12 protein-coding genes and 1 pseudogene are annotated in these 18792 nt (G+C 43.2%); 1 reads left to right on the forward strand and 12 read right to left on the reverse strand.

Translation table 11 applies throughout. The annotated features are described in order from the left end of the window. Nucleotides 1–21: 21 nt before the first annotated feature. From C3B55_RS02920 to sdhC, 5 genes are all read right to left on the reverse strand, one after another. A complete protein-coding gene (locus C3B55_RS02920; protein ID WP_129211314.1) occupies nucleotides 22–2871 on the reverse strand; it encodes a 2-oxoglutarate dehydrogenase E1 component in 2850 nt (949 codons plus the stop codon). A gap of 252 nt (nucleotides 2872–3123) precedes the next feature. Beyond that, entirely contained in the window at nucleotides 3124–3828 is a 705-nt protein-coding gene (locus C3B55_RS02925; RefSeq protein ID WP_129211905.1) for a succinate dehydrogenase iron-sulfur subunit, read from the reverse strand. 11 nt (nucleotides 3829–3839) lie between these two features. Continuing rightward, nucleotides 3840–5612, reverse strand: a complete 1773-nt coding sequence (gene sdhA / locus C3B55_RS02930; protein ID WP_129211316.1) for a succinate dehydrogenase flavoprotein subunit — start codon at nucleotides 5610–5612, stop codon at nucleotides 3840–3842. A gap of 3 nt (nucleotides 5613–5615) precedes the next feature. Next, the gene (gene sdhD / locus C3B55_RS02935) at nucleotides 5616–5984 is read right to left on the reverse strand and encodes a succinate dehydrogenase, hydrophobic membrane anchor protein (protein WP_129211318.1); all 369 of its coding nucleotides are present in this window, start codon (nucleotides 5982–5984) and stop codon (nucleotides 5616–5618) included. After that, nucleotides 5978–6352 carry a succinate dehydrogenase, cytochrome b556 subunit gene (gene sdhC, locus C3B55_RS02940; RefSeq protein WP_129211907.1) on the reverse strand — a complete coding sequence of 125 codons (375 nt, stop codon included), beginning with the start codon at nucleotides 6350–6352 and terminating at the stop codon, nucleotides 5978–5980. The genes sdhD and sdhC overlap by 7 nt, the downstream gene beginning before the upstream one ends. Before the next feature lie 362 nt (nucleotides 6353–6714). Between sdhC and gltA the strand changes: the two genes are divergently transcribed. Then, nucleotides 6715–7989 (forward strand): citrate synthase, encoded by a 1275-nt coding sequence (gene gltA, locus C3B55_RS02945; protein WP_129211320.1) that lies wholly within the window; start codon nucleotides 6715–6717, stop codon nucleotides 7987–7989. A 4792-nt stretch (nucleotides 7990–12781) separates the two neighbouring features. On the opposite strand, the gene C3B55_RS02950 is transcribed toward gltA, so the two are convergent. The 7 genes and pseudogenes from C3B55_RS02950 to C3B55_RS02980 form a co-directional block, all read right to left on the reverse strand. Next, nucleotides 12782–13174 (reverse strand): hypothetical protein, encoded by a 393-nt coding sequence (locus C3B55_RS02950; protein ID WP_129211322.1) that lies wholly within the window; start codon nucleotides 13172–13174, stop codon nucleotides 12782–12784. Between the two features lie 270 nt (nucleotides 13175–13444). Beyond that, a pseudogene (gene ccmI / locus C3B55_RS02955) lies at nucleotides 13445–14385 on the reverse strand (c-type cytochrome biogenesis protein CcmI); the annotation flags it as partial. Beyond that, entirely contained in the window at nucleotides 14378–14842 is a 465-nt protein-coding gene (locus C3B55_RS02960; protein ID WP_129211323.1) for a cytochrome c-type biogenesis protein, read from the reverse strand. The pseudogene ccmI and the gene C3B55_RS02960, both read right to left, overlap by 8 nt. After that, nucleotides 14839–15375, reverse strand: a complete 537-nt coding sequence (locus C3B55_RS02965; protein ID WP_129211325.1) for a DsbE family thiol:disulfide interchange protein — start codon at nucleotides 15373–15375, stop codon at nucleotides 14839–14841. Before C3B55_RS02965 ends, C3B55_RS02960 begins: the two co-directional genes overlap by 4 nt. After that, the gene (locus C3B55_RS02970; protein ID WP_129211327.1) at nucleotides 15372–17348 is read right to left on the reverse strand and encodes a heme lyase CcmF/NrfE family subunit; all 1977 of its coding nucleotides are present in this window, start codon (nucleotides 17346–17348) and stop codon (nucleotides 15372–15374) included. Before C3B55_RS02970 ends, C3B55_RS02965 begins: the two co-directional genes overlap by 4 nt. A gap of 3 nt (nucleotides 17349–17351) precedes the next feature. Further along, a complete protein-coding gene (gene ccmE, locus C3B55_RS02975; RefSeq protein WP_129211329.1) occupies nucleotides 17352–17813 on the reverse strand; it encodes a cytochrome c maturation protein CcmE in 462 nt (153 codons plus the stop codon). A 143-nt stretch (nucleotides 17814–17956) separates the two neighbouring features. Then, nucleotides 17957–18712, reverse strand: coding sequence for a heme ABC transporter permease (locus C3B55_RS02980; RefSeq protein ID WP_129211331.1), 756 nt, complete (start codon nucleotides 18710–18712; stop codon nucleotides 17957–17959). Nucleotides 18713–18792 lie beyond the last annotated feature (80 nt).

Genomic DNA, 18792 nt, shown 5'->3' on the forward strand with positions numbered 1-18792 from the left:
GTTAATCCTTAAAATTTAATTTCAGTCAGAGCGAAGGCATGAAACAGTAAAGGCATCTTGCAGTAGTTTTTCCTGCTGCTCAGCGTGCATTGACATATAGCCACATGCAGGTGCAGCAGAGGCATCACGACCGGCATACTCAAGGCCAAGGCCAGTTTTGTGGTTACCAATACTGCGACGCAAGTAATGCTGGCTACTGTACCATGCGCCCTGGTTCATCGGCTCTTCCTGGCACCATACTGCATTAACTAGATTAGTGTAAGACGCACTGACTTCCATTAAATCGTCTTCCGGGAACGGGTAAAGCTGCTCGATACGCACAATAGCAATATCTTCGCGGCCTTCAGCACGACGTTTTTCCAGTAAATCGTAGTAAACCTTACCGCTACACAAAATTAGACGAGTTACCTTGGCTACGTCCATGGTGTCGTTTTCTGGAATAACAACCTGAAACGAACCGTTAGATAGATCTTCTAGAGTTGAAATGGCTAATTTATGACGCAATAATGATTTCGGTGTCAACACTACTAATGGCTTACGCAGAGGACGGATCATCTGGCGGCGCAACAAGTGGTAGATCTGGGCTGGCGTGGTTGGTATACATACTTGAATATTATGCTCAGCGCATAGCTGCAGGTAACGCTCTAAACGGGCTGAGGAATGCTCTGGACCCTGACCTTCATAACCGTGAGGCAACAGCATAGTTAGACCGCACAGACGACCCCATTTATGCTCACCACTGGTAATAAACTGATCGATAACAACTTGAGCACCGTTAGCGAAATCACCGAACTGGGCCTCCCAGATTACCAGCGCATTAGGCGCGGTAGTAGAGTAACCGTATTCGAACGCTAATACTGCTTCTTCTGACAGAAACGAATCATATAGGTTAAAACGTGGTTGCCCATCATAAAGGTGCTGCAGAGGTGTATAAGTAGTGGCGTCTATCTGATTATGCAGTACCGCATGACGGTGTGAGAACGTACCACGCCCGATGTCTTGGCCAGTCATGCGAATCTCGTAACCTTCAAACGCCAAGGTCGCGTATGCCATAATTTCCGCATAACCCCAGTTGATTGGTAGGCTACCTGCTTGCATCTTCTGACGGTCTTCATAGATCTTTGCGACTTGACGCTGCACTGCAAAACCTTTTGGAATGTTTAGCAGTTTAGTAGATAGTTCCTGTAAGATTTTCAGATCAAACGAAGTGTTGTGACGCACAGTCCAGGCATGACCTAGGTACGGGCGCCAATCTACAAATAGATCTTTATTTGGCTCTTTAACTAATCCTTTAACTACATGCAGACCGTCATCTAACGCGTTACGGTATTCATCGACTTTTGCCTGCACACACGCATTATCAATTACACCAGACTTGATCAGGCTATCAGCGTACAGCTCACGAGTAGTGCGCTGATTAAATATTTTCTGATACATCAACGGCTGAGTACCGCTAGGCTCATCTACCTCATTGTGACCACGCCGACGGTAGCAAACTAAGTCGATGACAACGTCACGCTTAAACTGTATACGGTAATTGATAGCGAGCTGGGTCACGAACAGCACGGCTTCCGGATCATCACCATTTACATGAAGAATAGATGCCTGTATCATCTTAGCAACATCAGTCGCGTACTCGGTAGAGCGTGCATCCAGCGGATTACTGACAGTGAAGCCTACTTGGTTATTGATGACAATATGAACTGTACCGCCGGTCTTAAAGCCACGAGTTTGCGACATCTGAAGTGTTTCTAGAACTACACCTTGACCAGAAAATGCGGCATCACCATGAATGGAAATCGGTAAAACCTTTTCACCAGTAGAATCATTACGACGATCCTGACGGGCACGCACCGAGCCTTCGATTACTGGAGACACAATTTCTAAATGGGATGGATTGAAGGCCATAGCCAGGTGAACTTCACCTCCTGTAGTCATAACGTTAGATGAAAAACCCTGGTGATATTTAACGTCACCGGAACCTATCTCAGCCGTGTTTTTGCCTTCAAACTCGTCAAACAACTCACGTGGGTTCTTACCGAATATATTCACTAACACATTGAGGCGACCACGATGAGCCATGCCAATCACAATTTCTTGAGTACCATGGGCACCAGAATACTGAATCAATTCATCGAGAATTAGAATCAAACTTTCACTGCCTTCCAGGCTGAAACGCTTAGTACCCGGATATTTAGTACCAAGGTATTTTTCAAGGCCTTCAGCAGCGGTCACACACTCCAGTAAATGGCTACGTACCTCGGTGGACAATACTGGACGGCCGCGCGCAGCTTCCAGACGATGCTGGAACCAGTAGCGCTGCTCAGAATCATTAATATGCGTGAACTCAGCACCGATAGTGCGGCAGTAAGTCTGCTGCAATGCTTCATAAATTTCGCGTAGACTCGCTTCTTCTTTGCCGATTAACAAATCACCTGTGCGGAAAACCGTATCAAGATCAATGTTTGTCAATCCATAATAATTAATTGATAGTTCTACAGGTGTAGAACGCTTCCAGAGACCCAACGGATCAAGCTGAGCGGCCTGGTGGCCATGCATCCTATATGCCTGAATCAATCGCAATACTTCGAATTGTTTTTTCTCATAATCGCTTGTCACGCCACCAGCGACAGCCAGCTGGGTGCAGCGCAAGTTCTTTGCTAGCAGCGCAAACTGGTCGCGAATTGTTGCGTGCGATATATCGATAGCAGCGTTGCCGTCTGAAGACCATGTCTGAAATTTAGTGCGCCATGCTTCTGGAACAGTGTTATGGTCATACAAAAAAAGCTCATAAAGCTCTTCTACATAAGCAGCGTTATCACCTGAAAGATAGCTGCTGTTCCACATGCGCTGCATTACGCTTTCTTGCATGCTTAGTCACCCTCAATTTAGGGGAGGAAGCACTATCGACAGAGATACGAAGTCTACTTGCAAAAGGTCAATACAGCAACCATAACAAGCAATTTATAATCCAAGCCAATAGTTTGGATATTAATCCAAATGCCCCCGCTTATCTAATTTATTTAAAAATAAGAGCAGCGGCTTTCTAGATCGCCGCTCAAGTTAAAACTATGGCGCCGGTTGAAGTCTGCACCGTAGCATTTATAAACACAGCAATGTAGCTTACACGCCGCTTTGCAACAACATATTACGGATTTGGCCAATGGCCTTAGTTGGGTTTAGGCCTTTAGGACAAACATGAACACAGTTCATGATCCCGCGGCAGCGAAATACGCTAAACGGGTCATCAAGTGATGCCAAACGCTCAGAAGTCTTAGTGTCACGACTGTCTGCCAGGAAGCGGTAGCTTTGTAGTAGGGCTGCTGGACCCAAAAATTTGTCTGGGTTCCACCAAAATGATGGGCACGAGGTAGAGCAGCAAGCGCATAGAATGCATTCGTATAAACCGTCGAGCTTTTTACGCTCTTCAGGTAATTGCAGGCGTTCAATAGCCGGAGTTGGTGTGTCATTCTGCAGGAACGGCTTAACTTTTTCGTATTGCTTGTAAAAGATGCTCATATCAACAACCAGATCACGGATAACCGGTAAACTAGGCAAAGGACGCAAAATTAACTTGTTTCTTTTCACAACAGTGGAAAGCGGCATGATACATGCCAGGCCGTTTTTACCATTAATATTCATGCCGTCTGAGCCACAAACACCCTCACGACAAGAACGGCGATATGAGAAGCTCTCATCTTGCTCTTTTATGAACGCCAACACATCTAGCACCATCAGATCTTTACCACAGGTATCGACCTGGAATTCCTGCATAAACGGCGCAGACTCCTGATCAGGGTTGTAGCGATACACACTAACTGACAACATAGAGGTCACCATTAGTAAGTCCTAACCTTCGGTTTAAACATCGGAACTGTTTTAGGTGAGACGTTCACTGCACGCTTGGTTACGCGCTTATTACTCGAGAAGTACAGGGTGTGGCATAACCAGTTCTCATCGTCTCGATCTTTAAAATCTTCACGAGCATGAGCGCCACGAGATTCTTTGCGAACCTCTGCGGCGATAGCAGTAGCTTCAGCTACTTCTAACAAATTTTGCAACTCAAGGGCTTCAATTCGAGCAGTATTGAACGCCTGACTTTTATCATTGATTTTAACATTAGTTATACGCTTACGTAAGTTATCTAGCTTAACGATGCCTTTCTGCATATATTCGCCAGTACGGAATACACCAAAATAATTCTGCATACTGTTTTGTAACTCACGACGCAGGGTGGCCACGTCTTCGCCATCAACACGCGCGTTTAGAGCGTTTAAGCGTGCTAGGGCAACTTCGATATTAGCATTGGTAGCGGCATCGTATTCGATGCTGTCAGTGAGGACTTTTTTCAAGTACAAGCCAGCAGAACGACCAAATACGACTAGATCGAGTAGAGAATTGCCGCCTAGACGGTTTGCACCGTGTACCGATACGCACGCAACTTCACCTACAGCGAACAGGCCATGGATGATTTCATCCATGCCTTCGGCATTCTGAGTGATCACCTGACCATAAATATTTGTTGGTATACCGCCCATCATATAGTGACAAGTAGGAACAACTGGAACCGGAGCGACCATAATATCAACATGAGCAAAGGTTTTAGAAAGCTCACAGATACCTGGCAGTCGACTACGCAGGACCCCATCACCAAGATGATCTAACTTAAGTAGTACATAATCGCCGTTAGGGCCACAGCCGTTGCCAGCAATAATCTCCTTAACCATTGAACGGGCAACAACGTCACGACTAGCAAGGTCTTTGGCATTTGGGGCATAACGCTCCATGAAGCGCTCGCCATATTTGTTAATGAGATAACCACCTTCACCACGGCAACCTTCAGTAACTAGCACACCAGCGCCAGCGATACCAGTCGGGTGGAACTGCCACATTTCAATATCTTGTACCGGAACACCTGCACGAAGAGCCATACCAATACCGTCACCAGTATTAATCAAAGCATTAGTAGTAGACGCGTAGATACGCCCGGCACCACCAGTTGCTAGAACAGTAGCATGGGCGCGGATATAAGTAATTTCGCCATTTTCAATACAAATAGCAATTACACCAACGAACACACCATTGTCGTTCTTGACTAGATCTACTGCATAGTACTCGTTCAAAAACGTAGTACCAGCTTTTAGGTTGGCTTGATAAAGGGTATGCAGCAATGCATGACCAGTACGGTCTGACGCAGCGCAGGTACGGGCAGCCTGGCCACCTTGGCCGTAATTCTTCGACTGACCACCAAATGGACGCTGATAGATGCGACCTTCTTCGGTACGCGAAAATGGTAGACCCATATGATCTAATTCGAATACTGTGGCTGGGCCTTCTTGACACATATACTCGATAGCATCCTGGTCACCGATATAATCGGAACCCTTAACGGTATCATACATATGCCAGCGCCAATCATCGTTTGGGTCGGCAGACGCAATGGCGCAAGTAATGCCACCCTGTGCTGATACGGTGTGGGAACGCGTCGGGAATACTTTGGTGATCACGGCAATCTTATGACTACCCCTAGCTAGTTGCAAAGAGGTGCACATGCCAGCACCACCACCACCAATAATGACAGCGGCGAAAGAAAGAGTTGGAATGGTGGCCATAAATCAGATACCCCAAAGAATCTGTACACCACAGACGAAGTAAGCAAACATCGCGAAACCGCATACTGCCTGGAAAAGGAAACGTATCGCAGTAGCGTGTTTACCTAGCGCCATTGGCGTCAGGTAGTCGGTAGCGATAGTCCACATACCAATCCAGGCGTGAGCGCTCAGGGCTACAAGTGCTAGCAGACTAAAAATACGCATCGAATTATGAGAAAACAGGCCGTGCCACTGTTCATATCCAATTCCCGGGTTTGCGACAAGATATACAGTCAGGAAAATAAAATACACTGCGAGAACGACTGCAGATGCACGCTGCGCCATCCAGTCATAAAGACCTGAACGCGAAAGGTTCGTAATGCTAGTTACCATATCCAAACTCCCACTAAAATAATCAGCACTAAGGAAATGCCGATTATGATTTTCGAACCTAGACGGCCGCCTTCTAGCGTCTCACCGATACCCATATCCATGATCAAGTGGCGAACACCAGCTATTAAATGATACAATAGGGCAGATATTAGACCCCATGCTATAAATTTAGCCGGCAGACTAGTCAGACATGCTTTCACTGCAACATATCCACCCTCAGAATCTAGTGATCTGCTCAATACATACAGCATAATGCCTAAACCTAGGAACAGGATGATGCCGGAAATACGGTATAGGAACGACGTAACCCCGGTGATGGGAAGTTTAATGGTCCTTAGGTCTAAGTTTACAGGTCGTTGGTTATTCACGGCTTTTTTCACACTGAAAAGTCCCTGACAATCAGGACAAAGTTGTTGGGAGGCGAACTGGTCAAGTAAACACTACCATAAGGAGTGCGGCCACCAATGCAAGCAAGCCCAAAAGCCCTTGATGGTCGACGGCCAAGTATAGACAAATAGGTTACTAATGACAACGCATACTCTATATCCTAGTAGCTAATTTTACTAACAGCATCAAAAGCTCACATAGCAGTTAATTTGACAAAAAGTATAGTTAAAGCCTTCTTAAACTAAACTTTAGTCAAATTGACATCTTAATTGATCTAATCAATAGTGGTGTAGGTCCTGCGTGGGGGCCTGCTTGATGATTTGAAGCATAATAGGGGGTCACCATGGCTGACAAAACAGCGCAGTTAATTATCGAAGGGGCAGCCCCTGTCGAGCTGCCAATTTTAACTAGCACCGTTGGTCCTGATGTTATCGACGTACGAGGCCTTACGGCTACTGGCCATTTTACGTTTGACCCGGGCTTCATGTCGACTGCATCTTGCGAATCCAAGATCACTTATATTGATGGCGACCACGGCATTTTGCTGTACCGGGGCTACCCAATCGAGCAACTGGCTGAGAAATCGGACTACCTAGAAACATGCTACTTGCTACTAAATGGTGAGCTACCAACAAACAAGCAGAAGGCCAAGTTTGTTGGAGCCGTAAAGAACCATACTATGGTTCATGAGCAGCTAAAAACCTTCTTCAACGGCTTCCGTCGTGATGCCCACCCAATGGCTATTATGTGTGGCGTTGTCAGCGCGCTATCGGCCTTTTATCACGATTCTTTAGATATCAATAACCAACAGCATCGCGAAATCTCTGCAATCCGCCTAGTTGCCAAAATACCGACTTTAGCTGCAATGGTTTATAAGTACTCCATGGGTCAACCTATGATGTACCCGCGCAACGACCTAACGTACACAGAAAACTTCCTGCATATGATGTTTAACACCCCGTGCGCAATTAAACCGATCAGTTCGGTACTGGCTGCAGCGCTAGATAAAATTTTTATCTTACACGCTGACCACGAGCAGAATGCTTCTACGTCTACCGTGCGCCTAACAGGCTCTTCTGGTGCCAATCCATTTGCCTGTATTGCAGCAGGTATTGCGGCACTATGGGGCCCTGCCCATGGTGGCGCTAACGAAGCTGTATTGACTATGCTAGACGAAATTAGTCATGTTTCAAACATCGATAAGTTTATCGCTAAGGCTAAAGACAAAAACGATCTATTTAAACTAATGGGCTTCGGTCATCGAGTTTATAAAAACCGCGACCCGCGCGCTACTGTTATGAAAAAAACTTGCGATGAAGTTTTAAAGGAATTAGGCATTCAGAATGATCCACAACTTGAACTTGCCATACGCCTAGAAGAAATAGCCTTAACCGACTCTTACTTTATAGAACGTTCACTATATCCGAACGTTGACTTTTACTCAGGGATCATCTTCAAAGCAATAGGTATTCCAACTAGCATGTTCACCGTAATCTTTGCACTAGCACGTACTGTTGGCTGGATTTCACACTGGAAAGAAATGCTCTCTAGCCCGTACAAAATTGGCCGCCCACATCAACTGTATACAGGCTACAAACCGCGTGACTTCAATAAGTAGAAAGCCGCAAGTAAGTCATTAACCGCTTAGTTGCACTGAACAAGCATTATATTATGGAAACCGTTTTTAGAAACTCTGTTTGTTTATTATTACCAGTGTATTATTAAAGCATATTTTGAAGAAATATTTTTTGAAAAAAATGGTGTTATTTTATTTATTATCAATACAAGCACTGGGTGCTTTATACAATACAAAAAAGATAGCTTTTATGGTTCCTAACCAAACCAGACTAGTCGCCTATCACGATAGCGCTGGTAAAAATTATTTAATACATAATAACATTATAAAGTAACAATATTATTATTGTACATTTATATCCGACGGCAATTGATCACGATAAAATAGCCATAAATGCAATCTTCTTGTTGTCAAAAGTATAACAAACAGAAAAACTATAGATCTGATTTTGCTCGAGAATATAGAACGCGACGCCCACTAAAAGTATACTCGTTAAGAGTATACAGACGAGCAGCAAATAGAAATAAAATAATCAAGTAATCCATAAAAACTAATCGAGTAGATTAAGCCAACATATCTAGAGGTACGTGCTAGCGCGAAAATCCCCAATAAAAACATAGCCTACCCTACATAGTATTCGATTATAATCTACTAAGCAGTTCCGAAAACCAGTGACATTGCTACTGCTCACAATAATTAGCCACTAATTTAATACGTATTAAATGCCTAGTAAGTAATATACAGGATATCTCTAATAAACACTCCCAACATAACGTTGGCAAAGATATTGAGAGATTGTCTGTATGCTACGCTAATCAGTTAATCTCTATTAACAAATTTTTCATGTAAAATACTCACTAATTAGTCTTACACACATAAAGAACGACAATGATGAAGACTGACTAATCAGCCCGACAAATAAGTAGAGTGATTAAAGTAATCAAAACTAGAAACTGAGGTTAACGCCGAGTGCATGTAGCATCGTAAGCAGCCCATAATACGCAAAGCGGAATTAAGCTTTGACATGATAACTAAAAGAAGCCATGTAAATCTTTTTTTTGCTTCTAACCAGCTACTTTAAATAGTAGCTATTTTTTAAGTAGCGAGACAAATGCTGTCGTTTATTGGTTTTTTACCCTCACAGAATAAGTTTATATTAGAATATATCTACTGTATACGGCCACAGAATAAGTTTTAAAAAATCTTAGTTTTAGGGCTATAGAGCTTCACGCTAATCTTGCACTGATTAAAATAACAACCTATAGCACAAAATAATAAAACTTACCTTGCGATTTTATAGCTGATAGTTAAAGCTGCAGGCCTAGTTGTCGCGTCTATTGCGAGCATCATATCTAAACCTGCACTGGTGATAACAATCTTATTTTTAGGAAGTCCAAGTTGTTGGTCTTCTGCATTTTGACCCTTGACGCCTTCCAGTACGATTAGACTTATCTTTGAATCTTTGAAGTGGTTAGTGTGAGCCTATTGCTTAATACCTGTTCTTAACACGTTACTCACAGTGGATCCGTGAACAGATATGCTGGATAGCATGGTGTCGAATTTATCGGTAGTCACGCCTGATCATATTCTAGCCAATATCCTGGATATGAAATTAAACTTCATAGCAAAACTTTGCTTGATTGTCTCTACTACTATACAAGTAGTAAAAATGCTATCGGACAACTGTCCACATAACCTGATACTTAGTTTTGTACTGTTAGCCATGACAAGCGTAAAGCCAATTACAACTACTATAGTTGCAAAATGCACCTAAATGGTCTCGTACTTTAATAGCGCTTCCTAGAAATTACCATGCATAGGCGTATATTGAGCAATAGCAATATCCATTTATTATTAAGTTAAACCTAATCTATGGTGCACAACGTGTACCTTAACACATCAATCATTACGTTAACGTAATGATTGATTGAGCACTTAGAGCTTCTATATTGATTCTGCCGCGGCTATATCTGGATCTCCAAGATCTATATATGACCTCAAATAATCAAGAAATACATCACATTGCCATTATAATGATATGTACGGCATACCTTTGAAGTTCTACCTAAAGCCTGCATATATAAATCATGTCGCAATATTTAAACTTATTAAATTTTAGCAAGATGCTCGCTTTTGCTCCAATAGATAATCTATCTGTACTGCTGGTAATCGACTTTCTAGCTGTATTTTTTGCTTTAATCCTCAGTATTACCTGATTGTATTGACTATTAATACGGTCTTAGTCAACTAGTGCAGTGCTGTTACTTAAATAGCGACTAGGTGAGCATAAGCCTATGAAATATTTCAATGCAGATCCTTTATATACATTGTAGTTATGCCGCATTTGTTGTGTTTTGCTATCTTCTTTAGCAAAGACTACTGTTTTAAGTAAGCTAACAACTAGACGTTGTCGACTAGATTATTGATGGCTTGTATTTAGCTGACCAGCTCGAGCTAGCTATTGCAACCACCGCGTTAGACCTAATATGTTAATTACTTACTGATGACTAGATTCATTAGCCAGAATGAACTATATACATGCGTGATAAGCGTCACCTCATAATGTTCCACTCTAAATATCACCAAATAAAAAAGTTGAAAATATGTACCAAGTGATATAAGCGATACATCGCAAAGTATCTCACTATCGGTAGGCCAACTTCTTACTTGACATTTACAACCCAGGAAGCGCTAGCTGTGGCTTTTATCAGCAAATCCGACGAAACTTATGCCGTAGATCTAAAAAAAATATTACATTCATATTCTACAAACTTGGCGCAAATCATGTAGTCGTAACGACGCAGATACTTATATCAATACTCTGCTCCAGAGTAGCGCTAAAATGACAAACGTTACCTACATTACTAACATCGTAACTAAGAGAGCACTGTTGTGATTATACTGTCAGCATAAGCTATCTCGAGGCAAGCTACTATCTAGAATTTTTGCAGATAATGCACATGGTTATCTATCTAGATAGATAATAATTCGAATGACTAGTCGCATATATCAACCAACTAAAGTCGAATACTGATGAGTCAGGCTTGATCAACCGTACTTGTACTCTGCTGGATAAGTGTTGTAAATCAAGCTGGTGACGTCCAAGCCTTAATCTCACGCCTACGATATCTAGCGTAACAGTTTTCATTTCTGCATAAATGTAGTGTGGTCATATTCAGTTATGCGTGATATAATAAGGTAGGTAACCGAGGCATGTTCAGTGTGTAAACACTGATAAGGTAGCAAATGAGCTCACCTGCTATTAGCGTGGCTAACTAATCTAGCTAGCGCACCAAAATACAAAAAACTAATCTATCCATATTTTAACTAGACTAACGCCACTACTACTAAACAGTTTCAGTTAAATTTACGTATAATATCAGCTGCTTATATAGCTTAATATGTCTGTCAACCATCCCCATTGACGTCACGCTAACTTTGCTTGACCCAATACATATTACTTCGTCATGCAAGAGCAGCGTAAGAGTCATCCAAAAATAAATAGTAAGGCAGGCTTTAAGTCACAACGAGCTTGCCAGGGCTATTGATCAGCTAACAACTCAAGTTTAATCAGCGTTACCACTACTGCTAATCATGACGTGAGGCGGTTTAAGCATGATACTCGCGAGGTTAATAACCTAAAACACGTTGTGCAACACGATAAATTTCTAGGCTACACAACCATCTTGATCGGTCCTAGCTAGTTTTTTTTAAATTAGTACAACGTCCAAAATATCATGTACTATGACTAAATAGATCCTTTGACTTTGTCCTGCAATAATGTATACTGAACTTATATAAATAACGCTGTTTAACCTAACCACAGCAACTATAACTAATACGACCATAATTGTACTTTAGTTATTGCTATTTGATCGTTACACTGCGTGATAGACATTAATCGATACAATCTTGATAAAGGTACTGCTTGCTCTGACTATGTGGCTAACGTCGTTTATCCTCGCCTGCTAGCTTGTTATCTTCCTTGCTGAATATTTAAAGCCTACGTTGACAGTGAGTTAGAACTTCTATAAGCTTAGCTCTATATTGGAGCCAGAAAATTTCTATGTATAACTATAGTTAATGTTAACTACTACATAGAATAGTGTTCTAAAATACTACAGTGGCCTGGCAACACCTCAACAGCAACCTTATCTATCATTATCCTGAATCAGGATACAGGAGTAATATAAGACAATTATGTCGATATGCTGGTGTTATATACAGTGGCGTGCTATCAAGACTAATTCATTCTCTGTACCGGTTAAATATTTGAGTATGAGATCAGTTGTCAGTGTTAAAAAACATGGCGTACTTGGAGGACGTTCCTGGCAGTGCATGATTCTGTATAGTAGGCTAAGCAGAAAGTTTCATAACGTTAGCGTGCCAGTCAAAGGCTGATAACACCTTGTACGCGCCACTAGCTTTGGATATTCATACATCTACTGAACCTAGAACTCTAGATCGATTAGCTGTATGAGTAAAATATAGATCTAGCCTGATTGGGGTTAACGGTTATTAGGGGCGGTTGAAACCGATTAGAGTAAGCAATCTACCCCATATACCATGTTAAACTAAGCACAGCTTTTCACGTTAAACCATAAATCTAGCAGTAGTAATAAAAGCGTTAAGCTGGCAAACTACCTTAGGCTAAAAATTCGATGGCAAAGGCTCTTTCCTAAGAATTAAAAAATGTTAAAGTTGCCCTGCTAGCGAAGCATGTTAACCAAGTTAAATATAGATCAACTTTATAGTAAAAAGCGCCACACCTCACACAGTTAATTGCATATTAAGTCTGCAAAAAATACAAGATGACTTTTAAGCTATAACCATTTCATGGTGCGTAATGTTTACTCAACCATTGAGGCACGCCATATAAATTAGTTTCTTTCCATGGCCCGTTCGGGCTGATGGAGCAGCTCCAGCCATTACGCCAGCGGTAGTAGGTACGCTGGCGGTAAAAAGTATCTGGTTGCTCTTCTAAGACATAAACCTGCAACTTGCTATCCCAATGACTAGCCGGGCTTAGAGGTGGGGCAAAGATTGGCGATGAACTAGGCTGTGGTTGGGGCGATGGAGTCACTGAGTGAGTTGATTCAGTTCTTGGTTGGTTTAAATGGTTAGACCATTTAATTGTCTGACTAATAGGCACAGAAGGTTGATGGATAGCACAAGAGCTCAGCCATAATACTAGGCCAAGTATTATGATACGTATAAAAGTGATCATAGGTATTTCCTCAATTTACTTGTCTGAATTTAATAATGGTTCAGCTACAACATAGTGGTTGTACTGCTGGCCAAAATTTAACTACGGCCAATCTTTTGCGCTAGTTATCAGTGCATTGGCTAAAAATATACGCGTCAACCATAACTCTTCAGACAAGTTTAACAGTTTCAACTATTTTCTTCTTGCGTCAGCATCGTTCAACTTCACGGTAACAGCAGACAACGTCAGTGACGCAACTAGCTATCGCTAATAAACAGTGCTGAGCACTCTATTTACTGCACGGAAAAAGATCAAGACGAGCTTGAAGGCAAAGCCCTTGGTTTTCACTTTAGCCGCTATGTCTACACGCACTATCATAAAGACTTTTTTATACGACGTCGCTACTGCTTCCCTTGAAGCTTCTTAGTTGCGCGATCGATGCAAACTTGCAGCGCAACGCGGTAATTATCTTCTAGCGGAAACTGCACCAGCAGACGGTTCCAATAGTCGATAGCTTCCTGATAACGCTGGTCTTTAAAGGCGGCAACACCTAACAGGCTAAGACTGATAACTTCTTTCGGATTAAGCTTTAAGACTTCATCAGTCAACGCCTGCACCTTTGGTGACCATTGTTTATTATCAGCAAAATACAGTGCCTGTGCCCACTGGGCAAGTAGTTCCGGCCTGCGACCAGCTAAGACCACCATACACTGGAAAATTTTTGCTGCTTCGGCTGAAAGGTCCTGTGCCATATAGGCACGACCAAGCGAGTATAGGTTTTCCAGTAAATCTGGCTTAACCACCACAGCATGCTCTAGACTATGGATTATCTCATGCATAGAAAACTGCGGCTGAGATAATTTACGAGTCAATTTAACTTGGTCGCTAGCACCAAAGCCTAAGTAAAGACTCAAGCTCAGCACGGGAACAAAAACTGTAGCCAATAATAAAGGTGGTTTACCAAGGCGTAATTCGCCAGAATTTGCCATGCCTTCAGTATTGACCAACAACTCACGAACCGCTTCAATGCGGCTAGTGTCAAGTTGTGCAGCATTCAGTATACCTTCGGCTTGCTGTGCTTGTAGTGCAGCTATACGTTCTTGGTAAAGAATTACGTTAAGTGCAGTGCAATCATCTTGGTGTTGGGTACGGTAGTCGCGTAACACTGGGATCAACAAAAGACCCATGGCAATCAAGAGCAATAATCCTGCTACAAGCCAAAAATCAATCATCAATCTTGGTATCCAACAATTGGTTGAGACGTTTGTGTTCTTCTGGAGATAGCGCATCAGGCCTATGGATAGGGATGACATAACGATAGCGAACAATCATTATCATGATTACTACACCAACTAGCAATAGTCCTGCTGGGCCAAACCAGAGTAGCGCAGTCTTACCATTGAGCGGCGGTTTATAGCGCACAAAATTACCGTAGCGGTCAACCATGAAGTCAATAATCTGTTGGTTGTTCTTGCCTTCCCCCAGCATGCGGAAAATTTCTTTGCGCAGATCAGCGGCAATCGGCGCGTTAGAGTCAGCAATGTCTTGATTCTGGCATTTAGGACAACGCAATTCCTTAGTTAAGTCACGAAAGCGTTTGCGCGCAGCGTCACTAGCAAATTCATAAGTATCAATAGCGGCGTGGGCCACGCTAATCATACATACAACAGAAACCAATAGACGCTTCATGGCGTAGCCTCATCGACTAATGATTGATACTTTGCGACTAGCTGCTCGCGCCAAACAACTTCATTGATCACACCGATATACTTATCGCGGATCACACCCTTGGCATCTATAAAAAAAGTTTCCGGAGCACCGTACACACCAAAGTCCAAACAGAGAGTGCCATCTTCGTCACGGATGTCTAGTTGATACGGATCATGGAATTCCGTGAGCCACTTCAGGGCTTCCACATTATTATCCTTGTAGTTGATACCGTAAATCACAACACCATTCTCCGCGAGCTTATTCAAAACCAGGTGTTCGGCGCGACAAGAGGTACACCAAGTAGCCCACACGTTAACTAGCGCCGGTTTACCCAGCAAGTCAGTTTGGGTAATGGTCTGATTACCCTGTACAGTTTTCAGGCTAAAGTCTGGTAATTTTTTGCCAATTATTGCCGATGGCAAGTATGACTGATCCAGGTATAAGCCACGACACAAGAGCGCTACCACTACTAGAAATACCACCAGAGGTAACACCATTAACCAACGTTTCATGCTGCTACTCTTTTCATGGCAGTCACTTTATGTGTACACCTCTTGACCTTTACCCTATAACGCCGGTCCAATGCAGCTAATAAACCACCACAACCTATAAGCAAACCGCCGAACCAGATCCAGCGCACAAATGGCTTCACATGCACACGCACTGCCCAGGCGCCACCATCTAGCGGTTCACCCAATACCACATAAATATCACGAGTAAAACTAGCATCGATATCAGCTTCGGTCATCATAGACCCCTGCACGATATACAGACGTTTTTCTGGGTGTAGCACTGCTACTTTTTTACCATTACGCATAACGTGAATCGTGCCTTTATCAGAAATAAAGTTTGGGCCCGTAAAGTGTTGAGCACCTTCAAAGATAAAATGGTAACCAGCTAAATCCATAGACTCGCTTGGCGCTAGCCGCAGATCGCGCTCAGCGCTATTTTGGCTGGACAAAACTATACCAAGAGCACATATAGCGATACCGATGTGAGCAATCTGCATACCCCAATAACTGCAGGTCAATGTTGACAAGCCTTTATGACGGGTCTTGTCGAAGATATCACGCACGCTGGCTAGTAGCACTAAAGCAGCGAACAGAAAAGTCGTAAGTATTGCCAAGTTGAAGACACCATAGACAATACTAGCGGTTACCGCCAAGATAGCACTACCTAACATCACCGGTATCAGCATACTGGCTAGCCACCTCACTGGAGTATCTTTCCAGCGTACTAGCACACCAACCGCCATCATGACCATCAATAGACCCATCAGCGGGATAAATAGCGCGTTGAAGTACGGCGGACCAACGGATAGTTTGGCACCGCTCAAAGCATCTAAAGCTAACGGGTACAGAGTACCAAGCAAAATCATCAATGCGGCAACTACTAACACGAGGTTATTGCCCAACAACAAGATTTCTCTTGACCACAGATTGATGCTGATGCGGCTCTTCACTACCGGTGCACGCAACGCAAACAGAATTAGTGAACCACCAATCATAAATAGCAGGAAGATTAGAATGAATACGCCACGCTCTGGGGCAGATACAAATGCGTGCACCGACGTCAGCACGCTCGAACGTACAAGGAAGAGGCCGAGCAAGCTAAGAAAAAACGTTGAGATAGCCAGTAATATAGTCCAGCTTTTAAACACGCCACGTTTTTCAGTAACGGCTAACGAGTGAATCAGCGCAGTACTTATTAGCCATGGCATAAACGAAGCATTTTCTACTGGATCCCAGAACCACCAACCACCCCAGCCAAGCTCGTAGTAAGCCCACCACGAACCGAGGGTAATACCAATACTGAGGAACGCCCAAGCGACAATAGTCCACGGCCGCACCCAACGTGCCCAAGCGACATCTAGATGTCTTCCAAGCAATGCAGCGATAGCAAAGGCGAAAGTTACCGAGAAACCGACGTACCCCATATAGAGCAGCGGTGGGTGAACGATTAGACCTATATCTTGCAGTAGCGGATTAAGGTCATTCCCGTCCGCCGGGATCTGCGGCAAGATACGACTGAATGGGTTGGAGGTCATAATTAAAAATAGCAGAAAGCCAATGCTGATCATACCTAATACAGCTAGCACTCTGGCTAGCATAATTTGTGGCAATTGACGTGAAAAAATTGATACGCTAAAGGTCCAGCCGCTTAGAAGCAGTGCCCAAAGCAATAAAGAACCTTCATGGGCGCCCCATAAAGCACTGAATTTATAGTACCAAGGTAGCGCGCTATTAGAATTATTAGTTACATAGGCAACAGAAAAATTATTGGTCATAAAGGAATGTGCTAAGCAACTAAAAGCGAACACTAAACAAGCAAACTGACCATAGGTGGCTGGCTTCGCCAGACTCATCCATAGATGATCGCCACGCCAGGCGCCAAGCAATGGCACTATTGCCTGCACTATAGCAAAGCAAAGAGCTAAGATTAGCGTTAACTGGCCCATCTCCGGAATAAACAGTACAATCGTCACGATTTAATTCTCATTGACTTGACCGGGACTGACACGAATTGGTCCGCTATCCTTCAGGTTTTTATTAATCTCAGGCGGCATATATTTCTCATCGTGTTTAGCTAGCACTTCATCGGCTATAACTACGCCATTAGTATTCAATTTACCCAGGGCAACAACGCCTTGACCTTCACGGAATAGATCAGGGAGAACGCCTCTGTAAGTAATAGTGACAGCTTTATTAAAATCAGTAACTACGAAGATTACATCAAGGGAGTTAGAGGAACGTTTCAGCGAGCCCTTCTCCACTATGCCGCCAGCGCGGATACGTTTACCCAACGGCGCATCACCATTAGCGATCTGGGTTGGAGTGTAGAACAGATTGATATTCTCCCGCAAAGCGCTCATCATAAGCCCCACGGTAATACTAACTCCTACCAGATTGGCCAGGATAATCAATAGACGCTTTCTACGTAACGGATTCACTTGCTAGTCTCCCAGCGTAAACGAAGCGCCTCTTGTTACAGATAACGCTTGAAAGTCACGCTTGCTAAACAAAGACTATAAGCTACTAAGGCATACTTGTCTGTTAGATATTATGATTACAAAAGCACTACAAGCAGCAAAACTCATTGACGTGCTCTCAGGCTAGCCAGCCCTGCAGAATTAACCCAACTAGTACGTGCCTCACGCTTTAGAATTTCTAGACGCATACGAATCAGCAACATAGCGCTAAAGAAGCAATAAAAACCAAGCACTACCAGTAGTAGCGGCGCCCACATTTCTAATGGCATTGCTGGCTTTTTTGTGAAAGTAAAAGTAGCACCCTGATGCAGAGTGTTCCACCACTCGACAGAGTATTTAATAATTGGAATATTAATCACACCAACTATAGCAAGCACCGCGCAAGCCTTAGCTGAGCTATCGCGATTACTGATAGCGTTATCCAAGGCAATCAAACCAAAAAACAGAAACAACAGAATCAGCATCGACGTAAGGCGCGCATCCCACACCCACCAAGAGCCCCATGTAGGTTTACCCCAAATCGCACCAGTAACAAGCGCTACGGCTGTCATCCACGCACCTATCGGTGCGGCACATTGCAGGGCTACATCTGCTAGTTTTATCTTCCATACTAAGCTGACAATGCCGCATGCGGCTAGCATCAAATAGCAAGACTGAGCCAGCATTGCGGTTGGCACATGAATATAAATGATTCGAAAGCTATTGCCTTGCTGATAGTCTAATGGCGCGAAAGCTAAACCCCAGACTAAGCCTATGCCGATCAAAAGCACGGCAGCAGCGCTTAACCACGGCAACAGCTGACTGCTGATACCATAAAACAATTTAGGTGAGCCGAGCTTACGAAACCAAGTCCAGTTCATTACTGTTTCCATTATGAAGGCTTCACGTCATTATGGGAAGCTTAGGATACTTACTGACTAAAAGTTATACGTTTAGTCAG

This window comes from Candidatus Pseudomonas adelgestsugas, from assembly GCF_004124255.1.
GTDB classification, from domain to species: Bacteria; Pseudomonadota; Gammaproteobacteria; order Pseudomonadales; family Pseudomonadaceae; genus Aquipseudomonas; species Aquipseudomonas adelgestsugas.

Bases quoted from the DNA above. Each gene is read 5' to 3' on its own strand.
- gltA (WP_129211320.1), top strand. From the start codon at position 6,715: ATGGCTGACAAAACAGCGCAGTTAATTATCGAAGGGGCAGCCCCTGTC.
- sdhA (WP_129211316.1), bottom strand. From the start codon at position 5,612: ATGGCCACCATTCCAACTCTTTCTTTCGCCGCTGTCATTATTGGTGGT.
- C3B55_RS02980 (WP_129211331.1), bottom strand. From the start codon at position 18,712: ATGAACTGGACTTGGTTTCGTAAGCTCGGCTCACCTAAATTGTTTTAT.
- C3B55_RS02965 (WP_129211325.1), bottom strand. From the start codon at position 15,375: ATGAAACGTTGGTTAATGGTGTTACCTCTGGTGGTATTTCTAGTAGTG.
- C3B55_RS02950 (WP_129211322.1), bottom strand. From the start codon at position 13,174: ATGATCACTTTTATACGTATCATAATACTTGGCCTAGTATTATGGCTG.
- C3B55_RS02960 (WP_129211323.1), bottom strand. From the start codon at position 14,842: ATGAAGCGTCTATTGGTTTCTGTTGTATGTATGATTAGCGTGGCCCAC.
- C3B55_RS02920 (WP_129211314.1), bottom strand. From the start codon at position 2,871: ATGCAAGAAAGCGTAATGCAGCGCATGTGGAACAGCAGCTATCTTTCA.
- sdhD (WP_129211318.1), bottom strand. From the start codon at position 5,984: ATGGTAACTAGCATTACGAACCTTTCGCGTTCAGGTCTTTATGACTGG.
- C3B55_RS02925 (WP_129211905.1), bottom strand. From the start codon at position 3,828: ATGTTGTCAGTTAGTGTGTATCGCTACAACCCTGATCAGGAGTCTGCG.